At 53.4% G+C, this 13,104-nt stretch carries 10 protein-coding genes; 8 read left to right on the top strand and 2 right to left on the bottom strand.

The annotated features are described in order from the left end of the window. Nucleotides 1–1,857 carry an ABC transporter ATP-binding protein gene (locus BQ6873_RS13855; protein ID WP_076593161.1) on the bottom strand — a complete coding sequence of 619 codons (1,857 nt, stop codon included), beginning with the start codon at nt 1,855–1,857 and terminating at the stop codon, nt 1–3. Nucleotides 1,858–2,025: 168 nt separating this feature from the next. Here BQ6873_RS13855 and BQ6873_RS13850 point away from each other — a divergent pair, with 168 nt between their 5' ends. Continuing rightward, entirely contained in the window at nt 2,026–2,472 is a 447-nt protein-coding gene (locus BQ6873_RS13850; protein WP_076593160.1) for a CopD family protein, read from the top strand. A 243-nt stretch (nt 2,473–2,715) separates the two neighbouring features. On the opposite strand, the gene BQ6873_RS13845 is transcribed toward BQ6873_RS13850, so the two are convergent. Then, nucleotides 2,716–2,970 (bottom strand): hypothetical protein, encoded by a 255-nt coding sequence (locus tag BQ6873_RS13845; protein ID WP_076593159.1) that lies wholly within the window; start codon nt 2,968–2,970, stop codon nt 2,716–2,718. 339 nt (nt 2,971–3,309) lie between these two features. Here BQ6873_RS13845 and BQ6873_RS13840 point away from each other — a divergent pair, with 339 nt between their 5' ends. The 7 genes from BQ6873_RS13840 to BQ6873_RS13810 all read left to right on the top strand — a co-directional run bounded on the left by BQ6873_RS13840 (nt 3,310) and on the right by BQ6873_RS13810 (nt 12,921). Beyond that, entirely contained in the window at nt 3,310–6,240 is a 2,931-nt protein-coding gene (locus tag BQ6873_RS13840) for a monovalent cation/H+ antiporter subunit A (RefSeq protein ID WP_076593158.1), read from the top strand. Next, nucleotides 6,240–6,581: a Na+/H+ antiporter subunit C gene (locus tag BQ6873_RS13835; RefSeq protein WP_076593157.1), complete on the top strand. Its 342-nt coding sequence runs from the start codon at nt 6,240–6,242 to the stop codon at nt 6,579–6,581. The genes BQ6873_RS13840 and BQ6873_RS13835 overlap by 1 nt, the downstream gene beginning before the upstream one ends. Continuing rightward, entirely contained in the window at nt 6,581–8,209 is a 1,629-nt protein-coding gene (locus BQ6873_RS13830) for a monovalent cation/H+ antiporter subunit D (RefSeq protein ID WP_076593156.1), read from the top strand. Before BQ6873_RS13835 ends, BQ6873_RS13830 begins: the two co-directional genes overlap by 1 nt. Then, the gene (locus tag BQ6873_RS13825; RefSeq protein ID WP_076593155.1) at nt 8,206–8,697 is read left to right on the top strand and encodes a Na+/H+ antiporter subunit E; all 492 of its coding nucleotides are present in this window, start codon (nt 8,206–8,208) and stop codon (nt 8,695–8,697) included. Before BQ6873_RS13830 ends, BQ6873_RS13825 begins: the two co-directional genes overlap by 4 nt. 12 nt (nt 8,698–8,709) lie before the next feature. Then, on the top strand, nt 8,710–8,988 hold the full coding sequence (locus BQ6873_RS13820; protein ID WP_076593154.1) for a K+/H+ antiporter subunit F: 279 nt from the start codon (nt 8,710–8,712) through the stop codon (nt 8,986–8,988). After that, nucleotides 8,985–9,359 carry a monovalent cation/H(+) antiporter subunit G gene (gene mnhG, locus BQ6873_RS13815; RefSeq protein ID WP_076593153.1) on the top strand — a complete coding sequence of 125 codons (375 nt, stop codon included), beginning with the start codon at nt 8,985–8,987 and terminating at the stop codon, nt 9,357–9,359. Before BQ6873_RS13820 ends, mnhG begins: the two co-directional genes overlap by 4 nt. 217 nt (nt 9,360–9,576) lie before the next feature. Next, nucleotides 9,577–12,921, top strand: a complete 3,345-nt coding sequence (locus tag BQ6873_RS13810) for a DUF748 domain-containing protein (RefSeq protein WP_076593152.1) — start codon at nt 9,577–9,579, stop codon at nt 12,919–12,921. Nucleotides 12,922–13,104: the final 183 nt, after the last annotated feature.

Below are 13,104 nucleotides of genomic sequence, written 5' to 3'. Positions count from 1 at the left end.
TTATGCGTTAACCGCAATTTCTTCATCGTCATCTTCCTCACCCAGAAAACCACCACTCTGATGCGCCCACAAGCGCGCATACAAACCGTTCTGCGCCAATAGGTCGCGATGCGAACCTTCCTCGACGATTTCGCCTTTATCGAGCACGATCAATCTATCCATCGCAGCAATCGTGGACAAACGATGGGCAATTGCCACCACCGTTTTACCTTCCATCAATTGATACAAGCTGGCTTGAATCGCCACTTCCGCTTCTGAATCCAGCGCGCTAGTCGCTTCATCCAATAATAGAATCGGCGCATCCTTCAACATCACGCGTGCAATCGCAATACGCTGGCGCTGACCGCCAGACAGTTTCACACCGCGTTCGCCCACATGCGCATCGTAGCCAGTACGTCCTTTGGCATCACTCAGCGTCAGAATGAATTCGTGCGCTTCTGCACGCTTGGCTGCCGCGATCATTTCCGCATCTGTCGCGTCTGGACGTCCATACAAAATATTGTCGCGCACAGAACGATGCAGCAACGATGTATCTTGCGTCACCATACCGACCTGCGCACGCAGACTATGCTGCGTCACATGCGCAACATCCTGACCATCGATCAGAATCCGACCGTCCTCCAGATCGTAAAAGCGCAACAACAGATTCACGATGGTGGATTTACCGGAGCCCGAACGACCAACCAGACCAACCTTTTCTCCCGGATGTATCGTCAAATTCAGTTGCTCAATCACTGGACGCGTGCCGCCGTAAGCAAAGCTGACATTTTCAAAATGCAGTTCGCCCTTGCTTACATGCAGAGGCTGGGCATCAGGCGCATCCGTCACAGCATGCGCGCGCGACAAAGTATTGATACCGTCCTGTACCGTACCGACTTGCTCGAACAAACTTGCCATTTCCCACATCACCCAATGCGAGATACCGTTCAGGCGCAAAGCCATCGCGGTCGCTGCCGCCACCGCACCGACGCCAACCTCGCCCAATGTCCACAACCACAGTGCCACGCCTGCAGTACTCAGAATCAGCAGCATACTCAGCGCGTGATTCACGACTTCAAAGCCACTGACCAGACGCATCTGGTTATGCACGGCCGCCAAAAACTCTTGCATCGCATTGCGCGCATAACTCGCTTCGCGCCCCGCATGCGAAAACAATTTAACCGTGCCGATGTTGGTGTACGCATCGGTGATGCGACCAGTCATCAGCGAACGTGCATCCGCTTGCTTTCTGGAGACACGGCTCAAACGCGGCACGAAGTAACGCAAGGCCACGCCATACAACACCGCCCAGCTCAAGAAAGGCACCAGCATCCACAGATTGAAGGTGCCGACCACGCTCACCAGTGTGACGAAATAAATAATCACAAACACCAGGATGTCGCCCATGATCATGCAGACATCGCGCACGGCCAATGCCGTTTGCATAACTTTGGCAGCAACGCGTCCGGCAAATTCATCCTGATAAAAACCCATGCTTTGATTCAGCATCAAGCGATGAAAATTCCAGCGCAACTGCATAGGGAAATTACCAGCCAATGCCTGATGCTTGAAGAGCGTCTGCAAGGCCACCAATACGATACTGAGTGTAATCACGCCAGCCAGCATCAACAGACTTCCTCGCTCCTGCGTCCACAGCAATGCCGGCTTCACCGTGCTGAGCCAATCAACAATGCGTCCCATCATCGCGAACAACAACGCCTCAAATGCGCCTATGGCTGCAGTCAGCAACGTCATGGCCGCAATATAACGACGCGCACCTTTGGTACACGTCCAGACAAATGCGATGAACCCGCTCGGCGGCGGAGTCAGCTCATCTTCCTGATACGGGTGCAGCATTTTTTCAAACCAAACAAACATTCATTTCTCCAAAAACAGGATGTGGGAATCCACTTCCCATGTATTTATTACTACAACTGCGCATTAACGACGACAGCAAGGGCGCAGCGTGCTATTCAATTTTCTTTGTAATCCGCACACCTTCGGCTACCCTATGGCTCTCAATATCATTTCATCAAAGAGAACCTCATGATCATCGCGAAATTCTTACACATACTCGGATTCACCGTCTGGGTCGGCGGCATGTTCTTCGCTCATAACGCACTGCGCCCTACCGCAGCTGTCGTACTGGAACCGCCACAACGCCTGACTTTGCTGGCGGGTGTATTTTCCAAGTTCTTCGCGTGGGTCTGGGTTTCGGTCGCACTGATACTCGGTAGCGGGATGTATATGATGGCCTTGATGGGCAAGCCACCGCTTTACGTCACCCTGATGTTCGTGCTCGGCATCATCATGATGCTGATCTTTGCACACATCTTTTTCGCGCCCTACCGTCGCCTGTTACGTGCAGTCGCAGCACAGGAATGGAAAGCCGGCGGAGCCGCAATGGCCACGATCCGCAAACTGGTAGGCATTAATTTGATACTCGGATTGGTGACTATCGTCATCGGTACGCTAGGACCGCTGTTGCGTTAAACCTTCGCATGGAATGTTTCTTTTGCAGAAGCATTCCATGCTGTACGTAGCATACCTGAATTGAAATTTTCGCGAGCGCATCGCCGCGATATGAAGCGTTCTGAAGTGGATGCAATCCAACGTCAGGCTTTGCAAATCAGAAACACGATTGCACATACAAAACGAAACACACATCATCACCAACGATGAAATCTGTGCACCGCAACAAAAAGTTGCGCGCAAGCACACAAAGCAAGTCTGTTATTATTGACGGGCTGAAAAAATCGGCAACAAGATTTTATAAGCGGTGCGCAACATGCGCGCGCACGAGTAGACATGCTGACCACCGGTCAGTACCAGATGGGCCAATGGCGACCATCCGTCGGTACAACGCCATGTGTATCCAGATACGTTCAGGATGTTCAAGGAAGAAATACAAGGTAATTTTGCACATGCGAATTGCAAGTGCAAAATGAACTTGCGGTGCGCGTAGCAAAAGCAGGCAAGAATTTTGCTCATGCTGTGCAGCCGTTTTGACTTTCTTGTGCATTAAATTTTGATTCGTTCATGCAGCAGGTTCAAGCGAGAAGTGATGGTTTCATTTTCTGCTTAGACTTCCTTGCCGCTCGTTCGCGTACAAAGTGGGATTGTCCATGTACACATGTCGATTTTCCAGCGTGCTGCCGCCTGATCAAACAGCCTTGATGGAGATGATGTCCATCGAATGGCGAATTAGAACACTGACTTTGACTCAACCTGATGGAATAAATGCCTATGCCTTTAACATCTTGAACACATACGGTCCGCCGGTCGCGGCTATAACCCGACTCGCCATTTCTCCTGAATGTTTTCCTGCGCATGTATAGACTTATTCCAGACTCCTTACCTTTACTCTCCCTCGTCATCGTTCCCTTTATCGGTAGCGTGATCGCTGCCTGCATGCCTGCCAATGCGCGTAACCGCGAATCTCTGTTGGCTGGCGGCATCGCTTTATACGGTTTACTCATATCGGCGTATCTATATCAGCAAGTCGGTGACGGCGAAATAGTGCGCTACCACGCTGCGTGGCTGCCTATGCAAGGCGTGGACTTCGCATTGCGCATGGATGGTTTGGCCTGGTTGTTCTCGATGTTGGTACTGGGTGTCGGTTTGCTGGTGGTGCTGTACGCACGTTATTACATGTCACCGGAAGATCCGGTGCCACGCTTCTTCGCTTTCTTGCTGGCATTTATGGGGTCGATGCTGGGCGTAGTCCTGTCCGGCAATCTGATTCAACTGGTGGTCTTTTGGGAATTGACCAGCCTGACTTCATTCCTGCTCATCGGTTACTGGCACCATCGTATCGATGCGCGACGTGGCGCGCGTATGGCGTTCACCGTCACGGCTGCGGGCGGATTATGTTTGCTGTGCGGCGTACTAATTTTGGGGCACATCGTCGGCAGCTACGATCTCGATACTGTATTAGCCGCTGGCGACAAAATACGTGCACATGACTGGTATGTAGCAGCGCTGGTGCTGGTGGCGCTGGGCGCGCTGACCAAGAGTGCGCAATTCCCTTTCCATTTCTGGCTGCCACACGCGATGGCAGCACCTACACCGGTATCGTCCTATCTGCATTCCGCGACGATGGTGAAAGCAGGTGTTTTTCTGTTGATACGCTTCTGGCCTGCATTATCCGGGACCGAAGAATGGACCTGGCTCATCGCTGGCGCTGGCGTGACCACGCTGCTGATTGGTTCCTTCGTTGCGATTTTCCAGCACGATCTGAAAGGCTTGCTGGCGTATTCCACCATCAGCCATCTGGGCTTGATCACAGTATTGCTCGGCATCGGCTCGCCGCTGGGCGTGGTAGCGGCAATTTTCCATACGCTGAATCACGCGATTTTCAAAGCATCATTGTTCATGGCGGCTGGCATCATCGATCATGAAACCGGTACACGCGACATGCGCGTGCTGCGCGGCTTGCGCCATGCGATTCCGATTACGGCGACGCTGGCGATTGTTGCCAGTGCTTCGATGGCTGGCGTACCGCTACTCAACGGCTTTCTGTCGAAAGAAATGTTCTTTGCCGAAACTCTGCACGTAGGCGGCACAGAAAACTGGTGGATGTCGTATGCCGCAGTAGCGATGGGAATTTTCAGCGTGGCTTATTCGCTGCGTTTCATCAGCGTTTTCTTCGGTCAATTACCTAAGGACCTACCAAAAACACCGCACGAACCGCCGCGCTGGATGCGTTTCCCGGTTGAGCTGCTGGTACTGCTCTGCCTGATTGTCGGCATTGCTCCTGGCTTGAGCGTCAAACCATTTTTGAATAGCGCTGTCGTCTCCGTACTTGGCGTGCAAACCCCTGAGTACGATCTGGGCATGTGGCATGGCTTTAATTTGCCGCTGTTGATGAGCTTCATCGCACTGGGCGGCGGGATTCTGTTTTACATCATCTTGCGCCGCTACTTCTACCTGGCTTCAAGGGATAGCGTGCCGCTGTTCCGACATTTCAGCGGCGCACAAGTGTATGAAACCGCGATGCTTCGTCTGTCCTCAGGCGCAGCCTTCCTGGTGAAATGGCTAGGTACGCGCCGTCTGCAACCACAGTTATTCCTGATGATGGCCGCGATGATAGGCGTGCCTTTGTTGATGGTGCGACCGCTGCCGACATTGAATGCAGCATCGTTTGCAAATATCGATCCGCTCTTTGCCACGATGTGGTTCATAGGTTGCGTATGCGCAGTCTCGGCGGCATGGCAGGCGAAATATCACCGACTCGCTGCACTGATTCTGGTTGGCGGTACAGGCGTAGTGGTCAGCATGACCTTCTTGTGGTTGTCAGCACCCGACTTGGCATTGACGCAAATGATGGTGGAAACCGTCACCGCCGTACTCATCCTGCTCGGCATGCGTTGGCTGCCACGCCGTTTGGTGCCGAAAGAACTCAATATGCAAGTACCGCGTACCGTCTGGCTGCATCGCTCACGCGATCTGGCGCTGGCAGTCGTCGGCGGGCTGAGTATCGCTGCCGTCAGCTATGCCGTATTAACGCATCCGCAACCAAAAAGCATAGGTGACTTCTTCCTGTTGCGCGCGCTATCGGAAGGCGGTGGCTCCAATGTTGTCAACGTCTTGCTGGTGGACTTCCGCGGCTTCGATACGATGGGTGAAATCACCGTACTTTCGATTGTGGCCCTGACGGTCTATGCACTGTTGCGTCGCTTCCGCCCTTCGCCCGAAAGCATGGCGCCGCCAGAACAGCAAATCAACGACATCGATCCAGCCGCGCGACAAACACCAGTGGAACAAGTCGAGAGCGGTTACTTGATGGTTCCTGGTGTTTATCTGCGCTTCCTGCTGCCATTCATGGGCATGATCGTCGCGTACTTCTTCATGCGCGGACATAATCTACCGGGTGGCGGCTTCGTTGCCGGATTGATCTTTGCGGTCGCCATCATCGTGCAATACATGCTGGCGGGTACAACCTGGGTGGAATCGCATTTGCATCTGCGTCCACTGCGTTGGCTTTCGTTTGGCTTGGTCATTGCCTGTCTGACTGGATTGGGTGCGCTGCTGTTTGGTTATCCATTCCTGACCAGCCATACCGCACATTTAAACTTGCCTGTACTCGGTGAAATTCATGTCCCGAGTGCCTTCTTCTTCGACCTCGGCGTGTTCGTGGTGGTGGTCGGTGCAACCATGTTGATTCTGGTCGCGCTGGCACATCAAACTATACGTAGCCGACGTCCGCAACAGGGCGGCGCGTCCGAACCTGCTGCAAGCAACAAGCGAGGGGCCGTCTGATGGAAATTGTTATCTCTCTCGCCATAGGCGTACTGTTTGGATCAGGTATCTGGTTGATTCTGCGTCCGCGCAGCTTCCAGGTACTGACTGGTTTGATGCTGATGTCTTATGCAGTCAATCTATTCATCTTCATCATGGGGCGCTTGTGGGTCAATCGTCCGCCACTGACGCTGGGCAGCACCGCGCCCGACCCGGCAATGTTCAGTGACCCATTGCCGCAAGCGCTGGTCTTGACGGCGATTGTGATCGGCTTTGCCACCACGGCGCTGTATCTGGTCGTGATGATTGGTTCGCGCGGCTTGACCGGCACCGATCACGTCGATGGTGAGGAGTCTGATTAATGAAGCTGGATTGGATGCAACATCTCATCATTTTGCCGGTACTGTTGCCGCTGCTATGCGGCGCGCTGCTGATCCTGATCAATGAAAGTCGCCATCAGTTCAAATTCTTCGTGAATTTGACCTCTGTCTTGCTGCAACTCGTGATTGCCGTCGTGCTGATACAACTGACGGACAGTGGACATTGGGTCGATGGCATAGGCGTATATCTGGCTGCGAACTGGACTGCACCATTCGGTATCTCGCTGGTCGCCGATCGTCTCGCGTCATTAATGCTGTTGCTGACGGCCTTGCTCGCTACCGCGGCGCTACTGTATTCGATGATGCGCTGGAGTCGCATAGGCGTGCATTTCCACTCACTGTTCCAGTTCCTGTTGATGGGAATTAACGGCGCCTTCCTGACGCACGATCTGTTCAACCTCTTCGTTTTCTTTGAGGTCATGCTGGCTGCATCTTATGGTCTGGTGCTGCACGGCTATAACACCGCCCGCATACGCGCCGGCATGCAATACATCGCGATCAATCTGGCGGCATCGCTGCTGTTCCTGATCGGCGTTGCGCTGATCTATGCCAGCACCGGCACCTTGAATATGGCCGATCTGGCAGCACGTCTGCCGCAGGTCGAAGCGAGCGATCTGGTCTTCTTGAAAATCGGTGTCGCGATACTTGCCATCGCCTTCCTCGTGAAGAGTGCAATGTGGCCACTCGGTTTTTGGCTACCAACTACCTATGCAGCGGCATCTCCACCGGTCGCTGCCATGCTGGTGCTGATGACCAAAGTCGGTGCCTACGTCATTCTTCGTTTGTGGTTGCTGATCTTTTCACCGGATGCTGGCGCAGTAGCCGGTTATGGTTATGACGCGTTGCTGTGGGGAGGCATGGCTACTATCGTGTTCGGTGCCGCCGGCATGCTTGCCAGCGAAAACCTGGGACGCATAGCTGGTTATGGCGCCATCACGTCTTCCGGCACGCTACTGGCCGTCATCGGTTATGGCCAAGCCTCGCTGGTTACTGCCGGCCTGTATTACTTAATCGGCTCCACCATGGCGATGGCGGCCTTTGTCTTGCTGATCGAACTGGTGGAGCGCATACGCTCACCCGGCGCGAATATGTTGGCGTTGACGATGGAAGCATTTGCGATTGAAGAAAAACCGGAAGAAACCGCCGGTGTCGGCATCCCGGGCGCGATGGCCTTTCTTGGTCTGGCCTTCGCTGGTTGCGCCTTGATCATCGCCGGCTTGCCACCTTTGTCTGGCTTTGTCGCCAAATTCGGTTTGTTCCATGCGCTGCTCAATCCTGATTCGAGCAGCATCGTCATTACCTCGGCCACTTGGGCCTTGATGGTACTGATCGTGCTGTCGGGTTTTGCTGCAATTATTTCGCTGATGCGTTTTGGCGTACGAACATTCTGGGCATCAGGCGCAATCACTTCACCGCGCCTGCATGTAACGGAAGTGCTGCCTATCAGTGTTCTGCTCTTGCTATGCGTAGTACTCACCATACAAGCAGGGCCGGTCTTCGCCTATCTGGAACGTACCAGCAACGATTTGCATAGACCTGCGCAATACATAGATCGGGTTATTTCCGAACCGGCTGTATCGCGCATCCAAAACGAAGGGAGTCGCCCATGAAGCGTTGGCTACCTTCACCGATGATGTCATGCGTATTGCTGCTGTTCTGGCTGCTGCTGAATGAAAGCATAGAACCAGCACAAGTATTACTGGGAGCAATTTTCGCCATTGCGATGCCACTGTTGACACAGCGACTGCAACCCTTGGGTTATCCGCGACTATCCAAGCCTTTCACGCTGCTCCGCTTGTTAGGAATGGCGCTGGTCGAAATTGTGCGTTCCTGCTTCAACGTCAGTTGGCTCATTTTGTCTCCCCGTCCAGGCAAACTGAATTCGCAATTCATCAAGGTTCCGCTCGACATCCGCGATCCCTACGGCCTAGCGCTGTTGTCGTGCCTGATCAATTCAACTCCGGGCACGGTATGGGTAGAGATTCTGCCGGACAGCCACGAACTGGCACTGCATGTGTTCGATCTGCATGACGAACAGTGGTGGATAGATACGATCAAGACGCGCTATGAAAAGCCGCTGATTGAAGTTTTTGAATAGGAGAATGTGCACATGACGATACTGCTGGGATGGGCTGTCCAATTCGCCCTCATCTGCATCCTCCTGGCGATGCTGTTCTGTGCTGTCCGGCTGCTGATCGGCCCGACTGCACATGACCGTGTGCTCGCACTGGACACCTTGTGGATGTGCGCCATGCTGTTGGCATTGATGCTGGGCATACGCTTTGGCGACCTGATTTATTTCGAGGCGGCGATGATGATTGCGCTGCTGGGCTTTGTATCGACCATAGCCCTGACCAAATTCCTGATGCGCGGGGAGATTATTGAATGAACGGACTTGAAAACCTGCCGGCATGGGCAGCTCTCATTGTTGCCTTGTTGCTGATCCTCGGCGGCGCCATCATCTTCATCGGCGCGCTAGGCTTGATGCGTCTACCCAGCTTTTATCAGCGTATTCACGGCCCTGCCATCACGGTGACGCTAGGCGCGGGCTGCCTGCTAATCGCATCCATGCTGTATTTCAGCGTATTGCAGTCCAGACTGGTGATACATGAACTGATTATTTCTGCCTTCATCATGCTAACGGCACCAGTTGTGTCCATGTTGATCATGCGCGCGGCAGTCTATCGGGATTTACGCGCCGGCAAGCGGGATGCGGGCGCGGATTCTGGTGAGGTTTACCGCTTCCCCGACAAAAAGTAAGCCTACGCTGAAAATTGGGCGCAGAACGCGCTCAATTTTTGCATTTCCAGTCTCTCTCCGCACTCGCCCTCTGCCCGAAATCCCACTATCAGCACGGCTTCCCCCTCCGTTGGAGCGTTTGCATAAGCTCACATTCAACGTATTCAAATCAGCAACATTTCGCCCATCCGACTGGTAGAATCGAATTACCCATCACTCCGGCTTATGCTGAACTCCCATGCCAAACTCACGCACTCAGCAGCTAGCGCAATCCGCTCGCAATTTCTCGGGTAAACCGGTAGTTCGGCGCACCCTCATCGGGCTTGTCCTATTTGTGGTGTTGATCGGCCTGTTCGGCTTCTTTGCCTTGCCGGGCATCATCAAATCGCAAGCAGAAAAACTGATCACGGAAAAACTGCATCGCCAGACCACGATAGGCAAGGTTGAGGTCAACCCCTACGCGATGCGCGTCACCATCCATGACATGAAGTTGATGGAGCCGGAAGGCGATGTCGTCTTCGCCAGCTTCGAGAAGCTGATGGTCAATGCCTCGTATAAATCGATACTGCGCTTTGCTCCAGTCGTGAAGCAAGTACAGCTCAGCGCGCCTTACGTCCATCTGGTGCGCAAGGATGCAACTCACTACAACATCGATGACATCATCGAGCTGATCAACAGCCAGCCGCCATCGCCTGAACCGGCACGCTTTTCCGTCTTCAATATCGAAGTAGATAAAGGGCGCATCGAACTCAATGACAAACCCGCGCAAACGATTCATCACGTTGCCGACCTGAAGATAGGCGTACCGTTCATTTCATCGCTGCCGTCGCAGGTTGAAGTCACTGTCGAGCCTTTGCTGAGCGCCACCGTCAACGGTTCGCCACTGCTGATCAAAGGCAAGGCACATCCATTTGCCGACCCGGTCGATGCCGTCGTCGATCTCAATCTCGACGATGTGGATTTGACCGGCTATCTGAAATACGTGCCTGGCACGCCGCACTTCAAGGTGCCTAGCGCCAAGCTCGACCTGCACATGACCGCCAATTTCCGTCAGGAAAAAGACAAGGCTCCGGCCCTGCTCCTGAGCGGCAATATCAAACTGAAGTCCTTGCAACTCGATGACCAAAATGGCAAATCAATAGTCAAGCTGCCAGAGTTGGCGATCACCTTGGACAATGCCAAAGTCTTGAGCGAACGCTTTGAAGTTGCCAAGCTGGCGATCAACGGCATCGAAGCGGATATCGCACGCAATGCAAACGGCCAGTTTAATTTTGATAATCTGCTGACGCCACCAGCGCCATCCAAAACTGTGGCAACGGCGAAAGCTGAAGCTGCGCCCGCAGCAACAGCACCTCCCGCTGCTACCGCGCCCAAAGCTCCTGCCGCCTTTACCTTTGCGCTGGGAGAGCTAGACATCAGCAATGCAGCTTTGCGTTATGCCGATGCACAAGCGGCGCGCCCTGTACTCGCCAGCATAGACAAATTCAATCTGACGGTACGCAAGGTTGAAGTCGACACCAGCAAGAAAACCGTGATCGTCGATGAGGTCACATCCAATCAAGCCGGCTTCTCTTTGCAGCAAGGCAAACCACGCAGTGCGACAAGCGCAAGCAATAAAACCAGCGAGACACACGCTACGACAAAAAGCAAAGCAGCAGCCCAGACCAATGATGCGGCCTACACCGTAGACATCAACAAAGTCGGCATCGCGAATTGGTCTGCACGTCTGGAAGATCGCAGCTTGCCAAAACCAGCCGTCACCGTCATCGACCCGCTGGCCTTGTCCTTGCAAAATCTGTCCACCAAACCGAATGCGCGTGGACAGATAGACCTGAAAGCTTCAGTCAACAAGAACGGCCAACTCGCCGTCAACGGCAGCGTAGGCATGACGCCTTTGCACACCGATCTCGCGCTGGATTTCAAGAGCGTGGACATCATGCAGCTGCAGCCTTACTTCACTGATCAGGTCAACATACTGCTGACGCGCGCCGACATCTCCGGCAAAGGCAAACTGCAAATCGATCAGGGCAAAGGCGATGCGTTGATCGGCGGCTTCAAGGGCGATCTCACGCTGGGCAATCTAGCCACAGTGGACAAACTCAGCACCAATGATTTCCTGCGCTGGAAATCGCTGTACTTCGGCGGCATGGATGTGAAACTTGCACCATTCTCATTGAGCATAGATCAAGTTGCGCTCAGCGACTTCTTCGCGCGCATCATCATCGACCCAACTGGCCGTATCAATTTGCAAGATGTGAAAATCAATGAAGCTACCGGTCAGAAAAGCGTAACGGAAGAGCACAAAGCAGCACCGGCTACACCACCCGTCGCTGCGAATAAAAACACCGTTACCTTGCCGCCGCCAGTCAAAAAGGCCAGCGACATTCCGCCTATCAAAATCAAGAAGCTGACCCTGCAAGGTGGTCAAGTACGCTTTACCGATAACTTCATCAAACCGAATTACACCGCCAACCTGATGAAATTCGGCGGCGTCGTTACCGGCTTATCGTCCGATGCCAATAGCAATGCCAACGTCGACTTGAAAGGTCAGGTCAATAGCGCACCACTCGCCGTTGCCGGCACCATCAACCCGCTCAAAGGCGATCTGACCATGGATCTCAAGGCGGAAGTACACGGCATGGAGTTGGCACCGCTGTCGCCGTATTCCGGCCGCTACATCGGCTATGGCATAGAGAAAGGCAAACTCTCGTTTGAAGTCGCCTACAAGATTCAAGATCGCGTACTCAGCGCACAGAATCGTTTGATTCTGGAACAGCTCACACTAGGCGACAAGGTCGAGAGTCCGACCGCGACCAATCTACCGGTGCATTTTGCACTGGCATTGCTGCGCGATCGTAATGGCGTGATCGACATTAATCTGCCTATCGGTGGTTCACTCGACGATCCGCAATTTTCGATCGGCGGCATCATCATCAAAGTCATCGTCAATGTCATCACCAAAGCAGTCACGGCACCATTTGCATTACTGGGTTCATTGTTTGGTGGCGGCGAAGAATTATCGAATCTGGATTTCGCTCCGGGCTTCGCCACCATCAACGATGCTGGTGAAACCAAACTCAAGACCATGGCAAAAATGCTGACAGACCGTCCAGCATTGAAACTGGAAATCACCGGCCGCACCGATCCAGAAGCTGATCGTGAAGGTTTGAAACACGCATCCATCACACGCAAAGTACGCGCACTGAAATTGAAAGACATGGTGGCACGTGGTCAATCCGGCGATCTGGACAGCCTGACAGTCACACCGCAGGAATATCCCGCTCTACTGAAACGCGTGTATAGCGATGAGAAATTCCCTAAACCGCGCAATATGGTCGGTTTGCAAAAAGATTTGCCAGTGGAAGAGATGGAAAAACTGATGGTCACCAACGCCACCGTTAGCGATGATGATCTGACTGCGCTCGGCAATCGTCGTGCGCAAGTCGTCAAGGATTGGCTGCTGCAAACCGGCAAGATCCCTGAAGACCGCATTTTCATCCTTGCCTCCAAATCCGGTGGCGCGGCGGCGAAAGACGGTGCTGCTGCAGCCAAAGCAAGTCGCGTGGATTTTTCCTTGAAATAAACACACGCATCCCTTCAGTCGCTTCCGCCTTGCATACGACGCCCCTCGCGTCGTATGCATTCCCCCGAATAGTTGCAACATAGAAAACGTCTGCTTATTCCTCCGGGTTTTTCTCTGCTGTCAAGACTGGCGCATTCGCGTCAATTGCGTATCATCTAGCGCTCGTCGTCTTTCTTTACTCTG

Origin of the sequence: Herminiimonas arsenitoxidans, from assembly GCF_900130075.1 — a bacterium.
Taxonomy (GTDB): Bacteria; Pseudomonadota; Gammaproteobacteria; order Burkholderiales; family Burkholderiaceae_D; genus Oxalicibacterium; species Oxalicibacterium arsenitoxidans.
Note: the sequence above shows the minus strand (reverse complement) of the source record. Positions and strands in the feature narration are given on the sequence as shown.